The sequence below is a fragment of the Citrobacter sp. S46_ASV_140 genome (genome assembly GCF_018919545.1).
In the GTDB taxonomy this organism is placed as follows: domain Bacteria; phylum Pseudomonadota; class Gammaproteobacteria; order Enterobacterales; family Enterobacteriaceae; genus Citrobacter; species Citrobacter braakii.
In genome coordinates, this window is the sequence record NZ_JAHLRC010000029.1 from 18,452 (window position 1) to 39,112 (window position 20,661).

The window sequence follows — 20,661 nt, forward strand, 5'->3', positions numbered from 1 at the left end:
CATTTCCGGTATTCACTGCCTGAGCAATTCGATAAACGCGTTATAGTCTTTCAATCCCGCAATAGTTTCTGCCGGATGGCTGCTCAGCACGCTGGATAAATAACTGAAGATTTTTAGCTCATGCCGCGCCTCGGCGGCGGCACAGGCGATCAGGACATGGCTGACCGGTTCGTTATTCACCAGAATAGGGTGTGCGAGGGTAATAAAGAAACCACGAAAGCGGCGCTCCTGTTCGCTCCAGCAATGAGGAATCGCCAGGCGATTCACGATCAGGTTTTCACCTTCATGCTCCCGGGCGCAAATGCGCAGCGCTTCGTCCTCGGTGATATGGCTCTGTGCCACAAGCTGGCCGCAGATCCGGCCGATGATACTCTGCCAGCTTTCGGCCTTCATATTGGCGTAATGGAAGCTGCCCGGCTGTAAAAAGAAACGTTCGGGCTGCTGGCGGATAAAGGCCGTCGCGAGGAAGTGTTTAATCTGCTCGGTACCTGCAGCGGTGATGATATTCTTGATGGTTAAGGTGTTTTTTATAGATTCATCAAGTAAATAGTGACTATTGTTGATGATTAACAGTGGGGTGATTTCTTCACTGATGGCGCTGACTTCACTCGTATTTCGCGCAATGATCACCCGACAATTCAGAACATCTCGCTCAATGGCCTGTTGGTTGATGGTGGCGATAGCATTCTGGTCGGATAACAAAATGACCGGCTGGCGCTCGTTTTGATGGCGCTCCAGGGCGCAGGCGAAGTAAAGCCCGATGAGGTCGCTATCGAACAGTGGGATATCCAGTTTTTCACGCAACAGGGCAATAAAACGCAGACTCAAATCGAAGGCGGCAGGCCAGGTCGACTTCAGGTTGTGCATACTGCTCTGGCGATGTTCTGGTACCCAAACCGGGGCAGAGACGCATCTCAGCAGGTGGCCGGTAATATTATCAACCAGTTGGGTATCGATAACGTTCAACGCAGCGATGCCGGGAACGCTTTTTAACAACAAGGTCACCGCATCGGCAGAGATTGTCATTGCCTGCCGTTGTCTGATTTCCAGAAGGCCGATCAATGTTCTGAAGGCGTTCTCGCCCAGGTAGACTCCTCCTTGTTCCACCGCGTTTTTCAGTGATACATACCGACACTCCGGCCATGACCCGGAGAGCTGGTTACGCAGGGCATAGACGGCCAGCACCAGACTTGCCAGGTACTCTCCCGAGATGAGCGGGAATTCATTAAGTTTTTCACATGCTGCATTGAGCCTGTCGATATTGTCCCGGGTAATACCCGGCAGTGGAATTAAGAGGGGATCTTTTTTAAGCAGATTCGCCAACAGGATAATGCGCTTTTCTTCTGGTTCATCAATGAAATGACCGACGCCCGGGCGGCTGGCAAGACAAAAGGCCCGCTCATAGCGCTGCTTCAACCGTGGGAGACGATCGGCCACCCAGGTTTCAGGTAAATTGAGCGCCGAAGCCAGCTGTACACGCGGTGTAAAGGTATTGAGCAGAAGAAAGGCCAGCAACCGGTCATCATTATCATGGCGTTGCAGAAGCTGAAAATAACCGCGTCTGTCGACAATTTCCAACTGATAGCCCGCACTGCCACCGGGCTGAATGCGGGCCTTACCGCTGAGGGTAAAATTGAGGTAGTCAATATCGCGCAGGATGGTTCTGCCTGAAACGCCAGTTTGCCGCGCCAGGTCGCCCAGCAAACACGGCTGCTGTTCAAGAAGATCCACCAATTTTAACTGGCGTTCCGAAAGCATTAACTCTCCCGGCGAAAGTCAGTAAGCGCGCGGACCTTTTCGGTCGACAGCGAGGTGAGCAGTTCGCGCACCAGCGTAAACAGCGCGTCGTAATCCGATGCGGAAATCATGCCGCTGTTGGCGTGGAGATAGCGAGTCGGCAGGCATAGCGCCGCCACCGGACGACCGCCGCCCATAACGTTATAGCGTCCACCGTCCGTCGCCCCGGTTTTCATGGTGCAAAACTGCAATGACGCACCGCTGTTTTCTGCACACGCTTTTAATGTGGCAACCAACTGCTGATTAGGGAAATAGCGCTTATCGAACAGCATCAGCCCTGGGCCCTCGCCAAGCTTGAGTGGGTATTTAATGCTGTCGATTCCGGGCACATCGCCCGCAACCGCAGTATCCAGCACGATCACCACATCGGGCTTGATATGCTCCGCTGAGGTTTGCGCCCCGCGTAAACCCACTTCTTCTTCCACGCTGCCCACGCCGTACAGGGTAATTTCAGGGTTATCCACGGTTTGTAAAAGCTCGGCCATCAGGGCGCAGCCGACGCGATTATCCAGCGCTTTGCCGACGATCTTATCTTCGCCCCAGCGAGCGAAATTGGCTTCCGGGCTAACGAAGTCACCGATCGCAATTCCGCGGTTTTCTACTTCTTCGCGGCTGTTGGCACCAATATCGATGAACATTTCGTCAAATGTCAGAGGTTGCTGTTTCTGCTTTTCCGTTAAGGCGTGCGGTGCCACGGAGCCGATTATGCCAGGGATTTTGACGCCCTTGCGGGTGCGGATGGCGACCCGGTGGTTCAGCATCGACTGGCTCCACCAACCGCCAATGGTGGTGAAGCGCAAAAAGCCGCTTTCGTCGATATGCGTGACCATAAAGCCCACTTCATCCATGTGACCGACGATGGCAACCTTCGGCCCACGGTTGCCCTTGCGTGCGACAAAGCTGCCGAGGCCGTCAAAAGTGATTTCATCGACGCTGGAATCCAGCGCATTAATGAGAAGAGTGCGAACTTCCTGCTCATCACCGCTGACGGCGCTGGCTTCGCATAACTGCTGAAGTAACTCAATGTTCATGGGCAAGCTCCTGCTGCGCGGCTTTACGTTTCAGCCACAATCCTTTCAGGATGATAATTAACGAAATGTTCAGCGCCAGACCGATAGCCAGCACCAGGTAAAATGACCCCACCGGAGACATCAGGCCAATCAGCGGATCAAAGATACCTAAACCCGGCGCGAGACGTTTGATTCCAAAGGCGATGACCAGCATGCCGGTAATACCACCGGAGAGCGTATTGGCGGTAATCATCGGCAGCGGCGCGGCCAGCGCATAGGGGATTGCCGGTTCGGTGGCGACGGTGGCACCCACCACAATCGCACTGCTGGCGGCGGCCTTCTCCTGCTGGGTAAACAGTTTTGGCGCTAAATAGGTAGCGATACCTGCCGCGACGGGCGGCATCAGCGCCACCACGCCGACGATGGCGTACCAGTCATAGATATGTTTTTCCAGCAGTGAGAAGCAGAAGAACCAGGCCGTTTTATTGATTGGCCCGCCCATATCAAATGCCAGCATTGCGCCAACGAGGAAGGCTGCGCCCATTTTCATTGATGGCGGAATGGTGTTCAGGAAGTGCAGCAGCCCCCCCATGATGTCGGACATCACCGGGCCGATGACGTAATAGGTCAGCACGCCAAACACCAGCAAAGTGACAAACGGGATCAGCATGGAGCCGAGCAGCGGCTGCAACGCTTTGCCGAGCCGAACCTTGCGAAACCAAAGCACAAAGTAGCCAATTGCCAGCCCGAGTACGACCGCGCCGAGAAACCCCGCGCCGGACTGGGTGCCGAGTAGGCCTTTATCGTTCGCCAGGTAACACACCAGAAACGCCGGGGCAAAAGCGGGCTTATCGGCAATCGACCACGCGATGTATGCCCCCATAATGGGGATCATAAAGGTGAAACCCAGATAGCCGATGGATTCAACAACCCAGGTGAACGACGGCGCACCTTTCGACATATCGGCATAGGGCAAACCGAACTGTACCAGCATATTAGCGATGGCAACCAGAATACCGCCGCCAATAACAAACGGCAGCGCGGCGGAAACGCCAGCCATCAGGTGGCTCATCACGCTACCGTGCTGGACCTCCTGTTTTCCCAGCTTCACGCTGCTATCAGTGGCAAAAAGTTGTGAATGAGTCGGTAACTGCGTAAAAATCAGGTCGATATTTTTCAGCGCCTGGGAAATGGCTATTTCATAGACTTTTTTCCCGGCGAAACGCGCCCGGTCTTCACCGCTCAGGCCGCGACCTGTAGCCAGAATAACGTAATCGGCAGCGGCAATTTCTTCACTGGTCAGTCGGTTTTCGATGCCGCTTGAGCCCTGGGTTTCGACTTTAATCGTATGGCCGAGCGAGCGCGCTTTTTGCTCCAGCGCTTCTGCCACCATATAAGTGTGGGCGATACCCGCCGGACAGTTGGTAATCGCCACTAAACGCAAGGATGACTCCATAGCCGCTTCCTTATGAGGTTAAGGTCTGATTGAGCAGGGCGAGTACCTGGTCGGTGTCGCCTTGCTTCAGTTGGTTGATGAAATCTTGATGGATAATTTTGCGGCACAGGGTGCCGATAATTTTGACCTGATCGTCCTCGCCCGTTTGTGGCACGCCGAGGCAGATCCAGCAGTTAACGTCCTCGCCGTCGCTGGCTTTCCAGTCCACTTTTTCTGATTTGCGCGCGAACAAGACGAAGGGGCGTGTGATACAGGCGCTTTTACCGTGTGGGACGGCAATGCCCGAACCAAAGCCGGTGGAATGCAGCTTTTCGCGTATCAGCAGCGTTTGCAGGAAGGCGCTGCGGTCAGAGACGTAGCCATTTTGAAGCGCCATATTCGCCAGTTGCTTGAGGATGGCATAAACGCTATTCCCCTGAATATTCAGGTCAATGCAGTTAGCTGTAAGGGCTGTCATGGTGGGACTCCGTTAAAAACTGTTTGATTTGATTTTAACGGTGAGATGGTGAAGAGATGAGCAGCAATATGTCAGCGGGAAGTGACAATTTGAGGCAGAGTTAGCGCCTGGTTTTGTGGGGTAAAACACATAACGCTACAGGTGATTACCCTGATGAATATTTCGCCAGGGTAATTATATAGTTAGTGTATACCCACCATTCGTAACAGCGCGGTTACCACTGCGGCGGCAACGATCACCACGATCAGCGGCATCTTACGCCAGGCGAGAAATACCGCAAAAGCCACGCCGAGTACGCGCGCCATCCCGGCAAAGTGTTCGCCTTCGTAAAAGGTGGTCGCCAGCGCAACGGAGAACAGTAATACCGTTGCGGCGTCGGAAAGCAGCGCCTGCGAGCGTTCTGAGAACGCTAAACGGCTTCCAAGCTTAGCTCCCCCTAAACGCATTAAATACGTTCCCACAGATAACATGGCGATACCGACGATAAACAGCGTCATATTGCCCATTATTTTTTCCTCGTCAGTAAGCCAAAGAGTGAGAGCAAAACCGGTAAACCGACCGGCGCAAAGGGAATGGCGGCAAGCGACAACGTGGCGCCGCTACAGGCACGAATCAGCGTAGTGCGGTTTTTGAATGCCGGGACGACCAGAGCCAGCAGAATGGCAGGGAAGACGGCATCCAGACCGATGGTTTCCGGGGCAGGGAGCAGTTTGCCGACGCCTGCGCCGATCAGGGTGCCAACAGGCCAGAAAATTGCGACGCCCAGACCACACAGCCAGTAGGCGGCTTTACGTTGCTCAGGCGTTTTTTGCGACAGGCCAAAGACCACGCTTTCGTCGTTCATAATATGACAGCCGAGGAAACTGGCAGCCCGGGTGCCTACCAGATCGCGCACGGTGACGCCGAACGGCACGTGTCGGGCGTTAACCAGTAAACCCGCAGCCGCAGCCGCCAGTGGATTACCACCGCTGGCGATAATGCCGATAAACATAAACTCGGACGCGCCCGCCAGCACTGTAATAGAGAGTACAAACGGTACCCACAGCGGGAAGCCGTAGGCCATCGCCAGCGAGCCGTATGACATGCCGACTACACCGACGGCCAGACAGACTAAAAATATTGCTTTTATCGTGTCGCCTTTGAGACTGGAAAAATAATGTTTCATACCGTTTTAGCCATATCGAACGAGTTTCCATTATAATGAACGTGACTAATTGGCTTTACAAGTCGAACAATTCGTTCGATATAAAAAACATGGAGTCGTGAATGACCCAGCCCATCAGTATGATCGCGAAAAGTCTGGTGCGTGAACGTCAGCGCACCGGTTTGTCGCTGGCGGAGATTGCCCGTCGCGCGGGGATTGCAAAATCGACACTCTCGCAATTGGAAGCGGGCAATGGAAATCCTAGCCTGGAAACGCTCTGGTCGCTGTGTGTGGCGTTAGATATTCCCTTTGCGCGCCTGCTGGAACCGCAGGAGCAAAAAACGCAGGTGATTCGCCGCGGCGAAGGGACAAAAGTCGTGGCTGAGCAGGCCCACTATCAGGCCATTTTACTGGCCGCTTGCCCACCGGGTGCGCGGCGGGATATCTATCTGCTGCTGACGCAGCCGGGCGCGGATCGTATTTCACAACCGCATCCACCGGGATCGATTGAACATATTATCGTAACGCAGGGTAAGGCGATGGTGGGATTGACGGAAGCGCCGGAAGAGTTAGGTGAGGGCGATTATATTTGTTACCCCGCCGATCAAGCGCATATCTTTAAAGCACTGGAGCCTGACACTCAGGCGATTCTGGTTTCTGAGCAGAGTTAATTGAACGCTTATTAAATAAAGGTGCGGCGATTATCGTTCGCGCCTTTATTATTTTTAATTATGTTTTATTGTTATTCATATAAAATTGTTTTTATTATTTTTAGTTAATTTCAGCACTATTGTTATATCCCTCACATTCTTACTTATATCTACGTTACACATAATAAAATCAGTATGATAATAAATATTAGCCTGCACTGGTGCCACGTTTTAATGTTCTGAATTTATTTCAGTCATCGGTATCGTATTACCTATAAAAATATTTTTTGGATTTGCATGTTGCGCGTCTTCCGGTCGGAAGACGTTGGACGATCTTTATTTCAAGGAAAGCAAATAATGAAGAAATCGACGTTAGCTTTAGCAATAGGTCTATTATTAGTGGCAAATAATGGCTTTGCTAAAACGCAAAAAATGACTCTGGAACAGCGGCTCGAACAACTGGAGGCTCGGCTGGAAGCTGCGGAAAACCGCGCGGCAAAAGCGGAAAATCAGGTGCAGCAATTGCAGGTACAGCAGGCTGCGGAGATCCAGGAAATTAAAGTTGCTCAGGGGAATACGCCAGTCAACGGCACTACGCCCGCGCAAGAGACCAAAAAGAACGCCACCGCCCCTAACCTGGTGCTCTCCGGCTATGGCGATCTGAAAATCTACGGCGACGTGGAATTCAACATGGATGCGGAAAGCAACAAAGGCGTGCTGGCGGCAACCAATTCGAATGTGGGCGACCCAACCAATGAACGCTGGGATCTGAACGGACGCATCCTGCTGGGCTTTGACGGTATGCGTAAGCTGGATAACGGCTATTTCGCCGGTTTCTCAGCGCAACCGCTGGCTGACATGACGGGTTCGGTCAATCTTGATGACGCCGCTTTCTTCTTCGGTCAGGAAAATGACTGGAAAGTAAAAGTCGGTCGTTTCGAAGCTTACGATATGTTCCCGCTGAATCAGGATACCTTTGTTGAGCATTCAGGGCATACCGCCAACGATTTGTATGATGACGGTAGCGGCTACATCTACATGATGAAAGAAGGTCGTGGCCGTTCTGATTCCGGCGGCAGCTTCCTGATGAGCAAACAGCTCGATAACTGGTATTTCGAGTTAAATACCCTGCTGGAAGATGGTACCTCGCTTTATCAGGATAGCCGCTATCATGGTCGTGAAATGGAGCAGGAGAAAAACGTGGCTTATCTGCGCCCGGTCGTCGCCTGGACGCCGGTGGATGCGCTGACGATTTCTGCGGCCATGGAATCGAACGTTATCAATAACGCCTATGGATATACCGATGCTCAGGGCAACTTTGTCGATCAGTCCGATCGTACCGGTTACGGTATGACGATGACCTGGAACGGTCTGAAAGCCGATCCGGAAAATGGCCTGGTGTTTAACCTGAACACCGCTTATCTCGATGCGGATAACGAAAAAGATTTTACGGCGGCGGCCAACGCTCTGTGGAAGCGCTTTGAACTGGGCTATATCTATGCTCATAACAAGATCGACGAATTTAACGGTCTGATCGATCACGATGATAATGACTGGTTCTACAATGAGGGCACTTACGATATTCATACCATTCACGCGTCTTATTTAATTCCGAATGTGATGGATATGCAGAACTTTAATATTTATCTCGGCGCTTATTATTCGATGATTAACAGCGATAACAGCAATCCGGAGAATTATACCGACGACGACGACCGTTACGGCGCGCGTCTCCGTTTCAAATACTTCTTCTGATTTTCCGTTCTCAGGCGCCTGGATTCAGGCGCTTTTTTCTTAGAGCCTGGTCATCAGGCTTTTTATTTTCCCACCCAGTTATTTTTGATTTTGAACTTGTCGGCGCGGTTGTAGCTACACGAGTAGTTAAATGCCGTCCCATCTTCCAGTTTGGTGACGCCGGAGACTTTCAGCATCGGCACGCCTGAGCAGGTGCCGGGTCGTGGGGAAATGGCGTGGATGATAAAACGAACGCAATGCTGCTGACGGGAGAAAAAGTTTCCTCCCCCGTCAGGGGAGGAAACAGAGCGGTTAAGGCAGATAAAACACTTCTTTTAGCTCAGCGCTGACCGGGCTGTTGTCCGGATTGGCGGGCATAACGTCACGCATATGTTTCCACCAACGCTGGCAAACATCGGTGTTGGCAACGGCGTTCCAGCGCTCTTCTGACTCAATCTCGACGGTGGCGAACAGCAGGTTGCGTTCCTGATCGAGATAAATCGCGTAGTGATGGGCACCGTGCTCTTTCAGCACCGCTTCCAGTTCTGGCCAGATGGGATTGTGCCGACGTTGATACTCAACGTGCGCGTCGGCATTCACCTGCATCACAAAGGCCTTGCGGATCATAACGCCTCCAGATACAGCTCGCGGACCTCATCGCGGCTGGCAGTGCGCGGGTTACACGGCGCACATGGATCGGCCAACGCTTTATCCAGCCAGCCTTCAATATCCTCTTTCGTCACGCCAAGGGAACTAAAACCAGCCGGAATACCTACACGCTTGCTCAGGGCACGAATCGCGGTGATGGCCTCCATGCTTGCCGCTTCGTCGCTCATCCCGCGGGTGTCCACTCCCATCGCCTGCGCCACTCGGGCAAAACGCGCCACGGCGTTCGGGCGGTTAAAGTTTTCGATAATCGGCAGCAGGATGGCATTGCAGACGCCGTGCGGCAGGTTGTGGGTCGCGCCTGGCTGGTGAGCCAGCGCATGCACCAGACCCAGGCCAGCACTGTTGAATGCCATACCCGCCAGATACTGACCAAACGCCATTTGCTCACGGGCCTCGAGGTTATGACCATCGTCGACCGCTTTCGGTAGCCACAGGTTGATCAGGCGAATTGCTTCCAGGGCGTTGGCGTCGGTGAGCGGATGCGCGCCAACGGAAACATAGGCTTCCACCGCGTGAGTCAGGGCGTCCATGCCGGTTGCGGCGGTAACGGAGGCTGGGATTTCCAGCATCACGCTGGCGTCATCCACGGCGATATCCGGGATGATGTTCGGGTCGATGATCACCTCTTTGACCTTGCGGGCTGAGTCGATAATGACCGCGTTGCTGGTCATCTCTGCTGCTGTACCAGCAGTGGTATTGATGGCAACCAGCGGCACGCCCGCATTTTTCACTTTGCCCACGCCGGAGTAAGCGGTAGAAGGGCCAGGGTTGGCGGTCAGGATCTTCACCGCTTTGGCGGTATCGATCGGGCTGCCGCCGCCGAAGGCGATAATATAGTCACATTCTGCCCCCTGATATGCCGTAAAACCTTTCTGTACCAGCTCTTCTGTCGGATTCGGGAACACCTCATCAAACAGGTGGTAAGACATTTGATGTTCATCCAGTGCGGCAAACAGGCTATCCAGCAGGCCCAGCTTCACCAGTTGACCATCGGTGACGATCAGCGCTTTGCCCCATTGTTTATTCGCCACGAGATTCACCATATCGGCAATCGCGCCGGCGCCATGCAGGCTAATTTTTGGCAGTGCCAACATAAAGCTCATCACTATTCTCCTTAAAAAAAATCCCTGGTGCCCGATGGCATTACGCTTATCGGGCCGACGGTGAAACGTGCATCGTCATGTAGGCCGGATAAAGCGAAGCCGCATCCGGCGTTGAGTTGGCAGGTATCAGTACAGCTCTACGGCGCTTGCCAGCGGAGTCACGCCAAAGCGTTTAGCCAGTGCTACCAGCTCTTCACGCGTGATGGTCTGCTTCATACCGCCCATCGAATAGATTTTGACTAAAACTTCGGCGGATTTTTCTGCGGTATCTATCAAGCCAAATGCTTCGTCGAGGGAGGGACCGCTGCCGAACACGCCATGGAACGGCCACAGTACCAGCGAGTGTTTCTGCATTTCCTCGGCGGTTGCCTGGCCGATTTCATCCGTACCCGGCACCATCCACGGCAGAATGCCGACGCCATCCGGGAACACCACCAGACACTCGGTGCTGCCTTCCCACAGTTTGCGGGTAATCAGCGGGGTGTTGTTTTCCAGCACGTAGGTCAGGGCGATCAGGTTGGTAGCATGGCAGTGCATGATCACGCGGTCTTTGCCGTTCGTCGCTTTAATACGCTCGCAATGGGAGAGGAAGTGAGCCGGCAACTCGGAGGTTGGCACCGCTTCGTGGGTCAGGCCCCAGAGGATGTGGTAGCCCGCGCCGTCGCTGTCTACTTTCACCACGCCCAAATTTGCCGCGGGATCGAGCTGAACGTTACGGAAAAATTTACCGGAACCGGTGACGATAAACGGTGTGTTAGCCAACAAAGGCATTGGCTGACTTAGCGCGATATAGCGCGGTTTTTCGTGGAAATCGGCGCTAAATGGCGCAATGTCAGCCTCATCCAGACGCAGCGTCAGATTGCCGCCGTTACGTTCGTCCCAGCCTTTCAGCCACGCGTCGGAAGTGGCTTTGATCATCCCCTGGACGAACCAGGAATTAGTCATGTTTTGCATATTCGGTGATCCTGTTGATTGCCCGATCGTTATCGGGTCTTACGTAGGCCGGATAAGTGAAGATCCATCCGGCAATCGTCTTTCATTCATTGCCGGATAGCGACGTGGGGCGTCTTATCCGGCCTGTAAGCCTGGTGTCACGGTTAGCTACGTTTGCTCAAAATCTCTTTCTCATAGGTGCGCACGCTGTCCAGCCACTGGCTTCCTGCTGGCGTGTCGTGACGCTGGCAATACATCTCCCAGACGGCCTGCCACGGCAGCGATTTTTGCTCTTCCAGCAGGGCCAGACGAGCGGTGTAGTCGCCGCTGGCTTCAAGCTGACGTAGTTGCTCGGTCGGTTCTAACAGCGCGCGCAGCAGGGCTTTTTTCATATTGCGGGTGCCGATAACCCACGCGGCGATGCGGTTAATAGAGGCGTCGAAGAAGTCGAGGCCGATGTGTACGCGGTCAAACAGGTTGTGGCGGACGATCTCGCTGGCAATCGCCTGCGTTTCGTCATCCAGCAGCACCACGTGATCGCTGTCCCAGCGCACCGGACGGCTGACGTGCAGCAGCAGACGCGGTACGTACAGCATGGCGGCGGAGATTTTGTCGGAAATCACTTCAGTCGGATGGAAGTGACCCGCATCCAGGCACAGCGCAGTCTGACGGCTGGTGGCGTAACCCATATAGAACTCGTTGGAGCCCACGGTGTAGCTTTCGGCGCCGATGCCAAACAGCTTGCTCTCGACGGCGTCGATATGGTGCGCCGGGTCGAGTTTTTCGCTGATCACTTCATCCAGTGCTTCAAGCAGACGTTGGCGCGGCGCTAACCGGTCAACGGTAATGTCTTTCATGCCATCCGGGATCCAGATATTCATCACTGACGGCGTACCCAACTGCTCGCCAAAATACGCTGAGACGCGACGGCTGGCTTTGCAGTGGTCAATCCAAAACTGGCGAATGGTGTCATCGGCGTGGGCCAGCGTGAAGCCGCCGGCGCTCAGCGGGTGAGAGAAGCAGGATGGGTTGAAATCCAGCCCTAACTGGTTTGCTTTCGCCCACTCAACCCAGTTTTTAAAGTGTTCAGGTTTGATTTGGTCGCGTGCAACCGGCGTATCGGACTCCAGATAGATCGCGTGCAAATTCAGACGCTTTGGACCCGGGATCAGGCTCAGTGCCTGCTCCAGATCGGCGCGCAGTTCGGTGGCGTTACGCGCTTTGCCCGGATAGTTGCCGGTAGCCTGAATACCGCCTGTGAGCGAGCCTTCCGGATTCTCGAAACCGGCGACATCATCGCCCTGCCAGCAGTGCATGGAGACCGGCAGACGATCGAGCTGGCGTAAGGCCGCCTCGACATCAATGCCTACCGCGGCGAAACGTAGTTTTGCCAGTTCCCAGGCTTGTTCAAGTTGAGTGGTCATGCGCAAAGCTCCTTTGTCTGTCGTAGTGATGGAAACTGCGCCTGGTAGCGGGCAATTTCACTTTCAGGATTTGGAATGAAGGTGGTCAGGTCGTAGTTGGCACGCACCACCTGACGGAAATCATCAACGTTGTTAAGCTCGTCCAGCGTCATCAACTGGATGCCAATATTGCCGAGCGTGGAGGCCTCAATCGGCCCGGACATCACGCGAATACCGCAGGCATCCGCGCACAGCTGGTTCAGTAGGGCGTTCTGGCAGCCGCCGCCAACGATGTGCAGTTGGCTAAATGCTGCACCACGCAGCTGTGCCAGCTCTTGCAGAATGTCAGCGTATAGCAATGCCAGGCTGTCGAAGATACAGCGCGCCAGTTCAGCGTTTTGCTGGGGAACGGGTTGACCCGATTCACGACAGGCCGCCTGAATTTCCGCGCTCATATCGTCGGGGTTGATAAAGCGATCGTCGTTCGGGTTTATCAGGAATTGGCAGGCCGGCAGCGCTTGCGTTTGGGCAATAAGCGTTGGCAGGTCGGTAATCTGGCGCTCTTTTAAAACGCGCTGGAGCAGCCACAGTCCCATGATGTTTTTCAGTACGCGGTAGCGCCCTTCCGCGCCCCCTTCGTTGGTGATGTTCGCTGCCAGCGCCGCATCGTTGGTATACGGCGTTCTGCTCTCAAAGCCCATCAGCGACCAGGTACCGGAAGAGAGATACGCACTATTTTTATCGGCCAGCGGTGAAGCGATGACCGCGCTGGCGGTGTCGTGACTGGCGACGGCCACAACCGGAATTTGGTTTTTCTGCGGGCAAATCCAGTGACCAATGACGTTCCCCGGATGCGTCGGGCGACCAAACCAGGCTTTGTCTGCCCCGGTCCACGCCAGCAGCGTGTCATCCCAGTCGTCGGTGTTGATATTGACTAACTGGGTGGTGGTGGCGTTGGTGTATTCCCAGTTCAATTTGCCGGTCAGGCGAAAGCTGAAGTAGTCGGGGATCAGCAGGGCATGTACCACCTGCGCAAGCAGTTCTGGCTGCTGTTCAACCAGCGCACGTAGCTGATACAAGGTGTTAAACGGCAGAAACTGAATGCCGCTACGGCGGTAGATTTCACCTTTACCTGGCTGCGCCATCGCCTGTGACATAATGCCGGTCGTGCGGCTGTCACGGTAAGAGACCGGCAGACCAACACGTTGGCCGGCGTTATCGATCAATACGTAATCCACGCCCCAGGTATCAATGCCAATGCTGTCTATCCGAATGCCTTCATCACAGACTTTTTTCAGGCCAAGGCGAATGTCGTTTTCCAGGCTGTCGATGTCCCAGGTGTCAAAACCGTCCGTTTTTTGCAGACAGTTAACGAAGCGGTGGATTTCACGCAGCGTCAGGGTGCGGTGTTTACTGTCGTAACGTGCGAGCATTACGCGCCCACTGGATGCGCCGAGATCGACAGCGACACAATGGCGAAAAGTCATGGCGAGGTCCTTCTGAGTTTTATTGCACTCAGTCTAAGAACCCCGAATAAAGCGTACCTTCTTGACAGTGACAGCCCCAATTAGCGGCTGGCAACATGGCAAAGGTGAACGTGATGTTGTTCACAGTTTCCACTAATAGCGCGGATTTTGGCGGATGTGACGCCTTCCGCATTTCCCGATCTTTCCCGCCATTTCTTGAAGAATTAACCGTGTTTACGCACTTTGGCGTCAAAAAATTAAGGTGAGGGTAGGAACCCTTAATTACTATTCAGCCATATTCGTTAATCAGGGGGAGCCGTCATGACCGTACTGCATTGCGTGGATTTTTTTCCGACAGGTAAAGCACCTGTGGCTATTGAACCGCGGCTTCCTCAGCCCGCGTTTCCTGAACATCATCATGATTTTCATGAAATTGTGGTGGTCGAACATGGAACGGGGATCCATGTGTTCAACGGACAGCCTTACACCATCAGCGGCGGTACGGTGTGTTTCGTCCGCGATCATGACAGGCATTTATATGAACATACTGACAATCTGTGTCTGACCAATGTGTTGTATCGCTCTCCGGATGCGTTTCAATTTCTGGCCGGGCTGAATCAGCTTTTGCCTCAGGAACAAAATGGGCAGTATCCCTCCCACTGGCGCGTAAACCAGGGCGTACTGCAGCAGGTTCGTCACCTGGTGGGGCAGATGGAGACGCTCGGCGAGGAGATGGATACGCCCACGGCGGCAAATCGCGAGATCTTGTTTATGCAGTTGCTGGTACTGCTACGTAAAAGCAGCCTGATGGAAGCGGCGACCGATAACGATGCACGGCTTAACCTTTTGATGGCATGGCTGGAGGATAACTTTGCCGAAGAGGTGTGTTGGGAGGCGCTGGCCGAGAAGTTTTCGCTCTCTTTACGCACTCTGCATCGCCAGCTTAAACAGCAAACAGGATTGACGCCGCAGCGCTACCTTAACCGTCTGCGACTGATTAAAGCCCGACATCTGCTCCGCCACAGTGATGACAGCGTGACTGATATCGCTTATCTCTGCGGTTTCGGTGACAGTAACCACTTTTCGACGCTTTTTCGCCGTGAGTTCGAGTGGTCGCCACGCGATATTCGTCAGGGGCGTGACCTTATAGCGGGAAGCAGCCTTCAGTAACGCGAAAGCTATCAACGTTTTTTACCGTCCGTTTGCTGATAATCATACCCTTTCATGCCGGATGCGCTGCGCTTATCCGGCAAGCGTACAGGTTGAGGTGATGTGATGGCGAATCATCTGGTTCTTTTGAAATCAGACTTTTTTGCGCATGAGCAGCAGGCTGTCGCCGTGGCCGATCGTTATCCGCAGGATGTCTTTGCTGAGCATACCCACGAGTTTTGCGAGCTGGTTCTGGTCTGGCGCGGCAATGGTCTGCATGTCCTTAACGATCGTCCGTACCGGATAACCCGTGGCGATCTGTTTTACATTCGCGCCGAAGATAAACACTCCTATACCTCCGTTAACGACCTTGTGTTGCAAAATATCATCTACTGCCCGGAGCGGTTAACGCTGAATGTTGACTGGCAAGGGGCGATCCCCGGATTTGACGGTACGCCAAGGCAGCCGCACTGGCGACTTGGCAGCGTTGGCATGACCCAGGCCAGACAGGTGATAAGCCAGCTTGAGCATGAAAGTAATCAGCGCGATGCGCAGGCCTTTACCATGGCTGAGCTGCTGTTTGGTCAACTGGTAACTCACCTTAAACGTCATCGTTATGCCACGGATACGCTCCCGGCGACGTCAAGTGAAACGCTGCTGGATAAACTGATCACCGCGTTAGCCGGTAGCCATGAGCATGCGTTCGAACTGGATACGTTTTGCGAGCGTGAACGGTGCAGCGAACGCGTTTTGCGCCAGCAGTTCCGCAGCCAGACCGGGATGACTATCAACCATTACCTGCGGCAACTGCGCATTTGCCATGCTCAGTATCTGTTATCGCATACTGAAAAGCTGATTGGTGAAGTTGCTATGCAGTGCGGTTTTGAAGACAGTAACTATTTTTCGGTGGTATTTAACCGCGAAGTCGGGATGACGCCAGGGCAATGGCGCCATCGTAGTCGGGTGACACCATAATATATAAATCTGGTTTATATATTGCAGTGGCGTTTTGATACATATTCGGACTAAATCAGACATAATGAGTGAATGCTCTGTGCAATAAATCACAGTTGCTCTTTTATTTTTGTTTTATTCTCAGCAAACTTATTTATCGGAGTAACGTTTGTGTTGACCAACTCTATAATCATCAAAAGTCTGCTTTTAATTTTGCTATCTTGCGATCGCAAAATTAAACGTATGCTTGATTATTTTTGCTGGTTTAATTCCGTTAACGATCTGGCTGAAAATGATATCGCCGAGCAGGAGTGTATGGATACGCAAATGGCGCGCGAATGGTCCAGCCTGTGGGACTGCGCCAGCGAAGCTATCGGCGCGAGCGTACGTCAACGCTGTCATCGTCCTGCCCGTTTTGGCCTGCATTTCCCGCAGGCGCTGCTGTGCCGTCGCAAACGTGACGAGCTGGCCTTCAGTTTCCGTAACTCCAGCCTGCACCAACTGTTAGTTTGCCGCCATGCCAGCGGCGCTGACGGTGAAAGCCAGGTTTATCAATTTGTTAGTCCTACACAAAGCACAATGCGCACTTTCGCCATTGTGCTTTTTTTATTGCCTGAATCTACGAGGAATCATTATGTACATTGTTTGTGTTGCAGCTTGTCCGACCGGCGTTGCTCATACCTACATGGCTGCGGAATCGCTTGAAATCACGGGGAAAAACCGTGGGCATGAAGTTAAAGTGGAAACGCAGGGGAGCATTGGCGCTGAGAATGAAATTACGCCAGAGGATCTGGCGCGCGCTGACGCGGTCATCATTGCTGCCGACGTTGCGATTAGCGGGAAAGAGCGTTTCGATGGCATGGTGAAGCTCGAATGCAGCGTCTCTGATCCCATCAAATTTGGCGATGCGGTGTTTGAAGCAGTAGAGCAGGAGGTTGCAAATGGCTAAGTTTCAGGGGGGAGACAAACCGTCTACCGGGATAGAGGTCAAGAACGCCATTATGACCGGCGTTTCATGGATGCTGCCGTTTGTCATTGCTGGAGCGGTGCTAATGGGGATCGCCCGTATCGGCGCTTCTCTCTACGGTATTGATAACATCTGGGATGCCAGCTACGAGCAGGCCGGCATGGTGGTGCAGTTGCTGCACAAATTTGATGGTTTCGGCGGGCTGGCGCTGTCCCTGATGTTGCCGGTGGTGGCCGGCTATATCAGCTTTGCGCTGGCGAACAAACCGGGTCTTGCGCCGGGGATGATTGGCGGACTGCTGGCGAGTAACCTGGGAACGGGTTTTCTCGGCGCGCTGGCGGCCGGTTTTGTCGCGGGCTATATCGTTCGCGCCCTGAACCGCTACATCAAATTGCCGAAGGCGCTCTCCTCTGCTGTGCCTATTTTCATTCTGCCAGTCGGCGGTACGCTGCTGACCTGCGTGGTGATGGCATTTATTATCGGTACGCCGCTGGCGGCGTTGAATCACGGCATGGAAAGCTGGCTGTTATCCATGTCCGGCACGAACAAAGTGCTGCTGGCGGCGGTCATTGGCGGCATGGTTGGGTTTGATCTCGGCGGCCCGATTAACAAGGCGGCGGTGACGACGGCAATGGCGTTACTGGCCTCCGGTATTTATGACCCAAACACCGCCGCGCAGGTGGCGATTATCGTGCCGCCAATTGGTCTGGGTGTCGCTACGCTGCTGTGGTCGTCACGCTTCCCGGAATCCCTGCGTGAGGCGGGTAAAGCCTCTACGTTGATGGGGCTGATTGGTGTTTCTGAAGGCGCCATTCCGTTTGCGCTGTCAAACCCAAGAATTATTGTCGTCAACGTGATTGGCTCGGCGGTGGGGGCGGCGATGGCGGTAGGATTAGGGGCGGTAAACCATGCGCCGATCTCCGGTTTTTACGGCTGGCTGGCGGTAGAAAAATGGCCGATTTATGTGCTCTCGATTGTCTGCGGCTCGGCGATTATCGCCTGCGGCTCACTGTTGATATTCCGTGGCCCGACAGCCACGCCTGAGGTGAGAAAAGAGACGGTGGCGCCGAAATTTAAAGCCAGCCGTTAGACGTACTACTGAATTAATATTTCCCTATGTTTAGCGCGGGTAAATATCCGTGCGGGTTACCTACGCCTTAAAACAGGAATAAACGAAATGAAAACGGTTCATTTAATTCAGCATACGCACTGGGATCGTGAATGGTATTTTACGGAGAATGATTCCCAGGCTCTGCTTTATTATTTTATGGCAGATCTTATCCAACATCTTGAAGCGGATGAATCATTAGGTCCATTTATGCTTGATGGCCAAACGGTGGTGCTGGAAGATTATTTCCAACTGGCACCAGAAAACCGCGAACGCGTGCAGGCGCTGGTGAAAGCCGGACGTTTGTTAATCGGTCCCTGGTATACACAGACCGATTTTTTGGTGGTTGGCGCTGAGTCCATCACCCGCAATCTGCTGCTGGGGCAGGCTGACTGTGACGAGATAGGGCCGAGAATGGCGGTCGGTTATGTGCCGGACTCCTTTGGCCAGAGCGCACAGTTGCCCATGTTCCTTAATCAGTTTGCCATCGACCACGCGATTATCTGGCGCGGCTGGAGCGAGTACGACACGCCGTTTACCGAGTTCCGCTGGCGAAGCCAGGGGGGCAGCGTGGTGACGACGGCGGTATTACCGCAGGGTTATGGGTGCGCTAAGTGGTTGCCGACGGATGCCAACCAGGCCTGGCCGCGCCTCTCTGCGGTTATGGAAAAGCAGGCGGCATTTAGCCGCAGTACGCAGCTACTACTGCCGAACGGTAACGATCAGTCACCGTTTGAGTACGGCGTTCCGGCAATGCTCGACACGCTGAATCAGGAACAAACGGCGTACCGCTTTATTCGCAGCGACTTTAGCCGTTACTTTGCCGCACTGGCGGATACGCCGCTGGCGATCTTTGAGGGCGAACTGCTAAGCCCGAAATATATGCGTATCCATCGCGGTATTTTTTCTACCCGCATGGATATTAAACAGGCCAACGTCCGGCTGGAGAACTTCGTCAGCCGTCAGCTAGAACCGTTGCTGAGTGTGGCCTGGACGCTGGGGTTGCCCTATCCGCAGCGAGCCGTTGAGACAATATGGCGCGAGGCGATGAAATCCCACGCTCACGATAGTATCGGTGGGTGTAACGCCGATCGCGTGAATGCAATGGTTAAGGCGCGTTTGCTCTCGGGTCAGGAAAAAGCCGAGCGCCTGTACGAGCTGAATATGCAGATGTTGGCAAACGGCATTACGGCGCAGCAACAGGGTAAAAAAATCATCGTCTTTAACGCGCTGCCGTCGGTGCGCGATGGCCTGGTGGCGCTGACGCTCTACCTACCCGGTGAGGCGTTCCGCATTGTTGACGAGCAGGGACAACCCTGCCGCTGGCAGATTATGCGTGAGACATCGCAAGATATGTCCGTCATTGTTCAGGAACTGTCCAATAGCCCCGATCCGGTCTTCTATCGGCGGTGCGATATTTTACTGGAGGTCGCATCGCTCCCCGCCTGCGGCTATACCACCCTGTATCTGCAAGATGAGTGCGCCCCCGGATTTGCTGTGCCGTCCTCGACAGAAGAGGCGCTGGAGAACCCGTGGTTACGCCTGACGCTGGAAGGTGAACAGGTCGTTCTGGTCGATAAGCGCAGCGGTAAGCGCTGGGAGAACCTTATTCAACTGGTGGACGGCGGCGATGCCGGTGACACCTATAACTATTCTCCACCAGAGGATGACTGGCGCGTTACCGGCGCAGGGGCGCTGCTTCACGCCGACTGGCAGCGCGGCGCGCTGGTGGACACGTTGTCGCTAAGCTGGTCTATCGCAGCACCGCACACGCTGGCCGACAGGCAGGAGCACCGTTGTAATGCACGACTGGATGTCAGCATGGTGGTCATGCTGGATCACCAGCGCCCGACGCTGGACCTCCAGGTTAGCGTCAACAACACCTTGCACGATCATCGTTTACAGGTGGAAATTCCTGCTGATGTCTTTACCGATGTCCATTTTGCCGATCAACCGTTTGGTCTCATTCGTCGCGCCAACCGACCGGCCACGCTGGATGTCTGGCAGCAGGAAAATTGGGGTGAAGCCCCGGCATCGCTGTGGCCAATGCAAAGTCTGGTAATGATGCATGATGGCAAGCAGGGCATCAGTGTGGTGACGGATGGGCTGCGAGAATATGAAATTCCCGCAGAACGCCCATCGGTTATCGCCATTACGCTACTACGTAGCGTGGGTTGGCTGGGACGTGCCGGTATGCCGTGGCGTCCGGGACGCGCATCCGGTATGGCGTTGCCTTCCCCAGACTCACAGATCCCAGGCGAATTTAGCGCCCGCTTCGCGCTCATCCCGTTGTGCGATGGTGAAAGCCCGAACTTCTGGCGTGAAGTCGAAGCCTGGCGCACACCGCCAGTTGGCTGGCTGGATTCCGGCTGGGCGCGTTTTAAAACTAATCCACACGCGCTGACATTCCCGACAGCCTACAGCCTGCTGCACTGGGAGACACCACTCCATTTCAGCACCTTGAAAAAAGCGCAACGTGAAGATGCGCTGATTTTACGCGGCTGGAACCCCGGCTCGCAGCCGCAGATCAGCTCAACGCCGGTTGCTGATGCGACAGTGCGCGAAGTTACGCTGGCGGAAAAATCGCTGAACTCATCGCATGAAACGATACCGGCCTGCACGCCGATCTCATGGCGTATTACGCCTGCAGCCAGAGGATAA

Annotated in this window: 19 protein-coding genes; 8 read left to right on the forward strand and 11 right to left on the reverse strand. The window is 54.1% G+C overall.

What is annotated here, in order from left to right:
- Positions 1 to 12 precede the first annotated feature (12 nt).
- The 6 genes from KQJ19_RS10290 to KQJ19_RS10315 form a co-directional block, all read right to left on the reverse strand.
- Positions 13 to 1,758 carry a putative frv operon regulatory protein gene (locus KQJ19_RS10290; protein ID WP_047497513.1) on the reverse strand — a complete coding sequence of 582 codons (1,746 nt, stop codon included), beginning with the start codon at positions 1,756 to 1,758 and terminating at the stop codon, positions 13 to 15.
- On the reverse strand, positions 1,758 to 2,828 hold the full coding sequence (locus KQJ19_RS10295; protein ID WP_016155187.1) for an aminopeptidase: 1,071 nt from the start codon (positions 2,826 to 2,828) through the stop codon (positions 1,758 to 1,760). The genes KQJ19_RS10290 and KQJ19_RS10295 overlap by 1 nt, the downstream gene beginning before the upstream one ends.
- Positions 2,818 to 4,263: a PTS fructose-like transporter subunit IIBC gene (locus KQJ19_RS10300; RefSeq protein WP_049282349.1), complete on the reverse strand. Its 1,446-nt coding sequence runs from the start codon at positions 4,261 to 4,263 to the stop codon at positions 2,818 to 2,820. Before KQJ19_RS10300 ends, KQJ19_RS10295 begins: the two co-directional genes overlap by 11 nt.
- A 10-nt stretch (positions 4,264 to 4,273) precedes the next feature.
- Positions 4,274 to 4,720: a PTS fructose transporter subunit IIA gene (locus KQJ19_RS10305; RefSeq protein WP_049282350.1), complete on the reverse strand. Its 447-nt coding sequence runs from the start codon at positions 4,718 to 4,720 to the stop codon at positions 4,274 to 4,276.
- A 182-nt stretch (positions 4,721 to 4,902) separates the two neighbouring features.
- Complete coding sequence (locus KQJ19_RS10310; protein WP_016157884.1) at positions 4,903 to 5,226, reverse strand: AzlD domain-containing protein; 324 nt, start codon at positions 5,224 to 5,226, stop codon at positions 4,903 to 4,905.
- Entirely contained in the window at positions 5,226 to 5,885 is a 660-nt protein-coding gene (locus KQJ19_RS10315; protein WP_016155191.1) for an AzlC family ABC transporter permease, read from the reverse strand. The genes KQJ19_RS10310 and KQJ19_RS10315 overlap by 1 nt, the downstream gene beginning before the upstream one ends.
- A 101-nt stretch (positions 5,886 to 5,986) precedes the next feature.
- Here KQJ19_RS10315 and KQJ19_RS10320 point away from each other — a divergent pair, with 101 nt between their 5' ends.
- Positions 5,987 to 6,535, forward strand: a complete 549-nt coding sequence (locus KQJ19_RS10320) for an XRE family transcriptional regulator (protein ID WP_049282352.1) — start codon at positions 5,987 to 5,989, stop codon at positions 6,533 to 6,535.
- Positions 6,536 to 6,871: 336 nt separating this feature from the next.
- Complete coding sequence (locus KQJ19_RS10325) at positions 6,872 to 8,269, forward strand: carbohydrate porin (RefSeq protein ID WP_216403624.1); 1,398 nt, start codon at positions 6,872 to 6,874, stop codon at positions 8,267 to 8,269.
- Positions 8,270 to 8,560: 291 nt separating this feature from the next.
- On the opposite strand, the gene rhaM is transcribed toward KQJ19_RS10325, so the two are convergent.
- From rhaM to rhaB, 5 genes are all read right to left on the reverse strand, one after another.
- Positions 8,561 to 8,875 (reverse strand): L-rhamnose mutarotase, encoded by a 315-nt coding sequence (gene rhaM, locus KQJ19_RS10330; RefSeq protein ID WP_103767188.1) that lies wholly within the window; start codon positions 8,873 to 8,875, stop codon positions 8,561 to 8,563.
- A complete protein-coding gene (gene fucO / locus KQJ19_RS10335; protein WP_016155196.1) occupies positions 8,872 to 10,020 on the reverse strand; it encodes a lactaldehyde reductase in 1,149 nt (382 codons plus the stop codon). The genes rhaM and fucO overlap by 4 nt, the downstream gene beginning before the upstream one ends.
- Before the next feature lie 126 nt (positions 10,021 to 10,146).
- Positions 10,147 to 10,974, reverse strand: coding sequence for a rhamnulose-1-phosphate aldolase (rhaD, locus tag KQJ19_RS10340; RefSeq protein WP_016155197.1), 828 nt, complete (start codon positions 10,972 to 10,974; stop codon positions 10,147 to 10,149).
- A gap of 143 nt (positions 10,975 to 11,117) precedes the next feature.
- Positions 11,118 to 12,377: an L-rhamnose isomerase gene (rhaA, locus tag KQJ19_RS10345; protein WP_216403625.1), complete on the reverse strand. Its 1,260-nt coding sequence runs from the start codon at positions 12,375 to 12,377 to the stop codon at positions 11,118 to 11,120.
- On the reverse strand, positions 12,374 to 13,843 hold the full coding sequence (gene rhaB, locus KQJ19_RS10350) for a rhamnulokinase (RefSeq protein WP_216403626.1): 1,470 nt from the start codon (positions 13,841 to 13,843) through the stop codon (positions 12,374 to 12,376). The genes rhaA and rhaB overlap by 4 nt, the downstream gene beginning before the upstream one ends.
- A 300-nt stretch (positions 13,844 to 14,143) precedes the next feature.
- Between rhaB and rhaS the strand changes: the two genes are divergently transcribed.
- From rhaS to KQJ19_RS10380, 6 genes are all read left to right on the forward strand, one after another.
- Positions 14,144 to 14,992, forward strand: a complete 849-nt coding sequence (rhaS, locus tag KQJ19_RS10355; RefSeq protein ID WP_016157890.1) for an HTH-type transcriptional activator RhaS — start codon at positions 14,144 to 14,146, stop codon at positions 14,990 to 14,992.
- 105 nt (positions 14,993 to 15,097) lie between these two features.
- A complete protein-coding gene (gene rhaR / locus KQJ19_RS10360; protein WP_049040553.1) occupies positions 15,098 to 15,946 on the forward strand; it encodes an HTH-type transcriptional activator RhaR in 849 nt (282 codons plus the stop codon).
- 222 nt (positions 15,947 to 16,168) lie between these two features.
- Positions 16,169 to 16,630, forward strand: coding sequence for a hypothetical protein (locus KQJ19_RS10365; protein WP_131341564.1), 462 nt, complete (start codon positions 16,169 to 16,171; stop codon positions 16,628 to 16,630).
- Positions 16,560 to 16,874 (forward strand): PTS fructose transporter subunit IIB, encoded by a 315-nt coding sequence (locus tag KQJ19_RS10370; RefSeq protein ID WP_016157892.1) that lies wholly within the window; start codon positions 16,560 to 16,562, stop codon positions 16,872 to 16,874. The genes KQJ19_RS10365 and KQJ19_RS10370 overlap by 71 nt, the downstream gene beginning before the upstream one ends.
- Positions 16,867 to 17,982 carry a PTS fructose transporter subunit IIC gene (locus tag KQJ19_RS10375; protein ID WP_047415600.1) on the forward strand — a complete coding sequence of 372 codons (1,116 nt, stop codon included), beginning with the start codon at positions 16,867 to 16,869 and terminating at the stop codon, positions 17,980 to 17,982. The genes KQJ19_RS10370 and KQJ19_RS10375 overlap by 8 nt, the downstream gene beginning before the upstream one ends.
- Before the next feature lie 87 nt (positions 17,983 to 18,069).
- The gene (locus tag KQJ19_RS10380) at positions 18,070 to 20,661 is read left to right on the forward strand and encodes a glycoside hydrolase family 38 C-terminal domain-containing protein (protein WP_216403627.1); all 2,592 of its coding nucleotides are present in this window, start codon (positions 18,070 to 18,072) and stop codon (positions 20,659 to 20,661) included.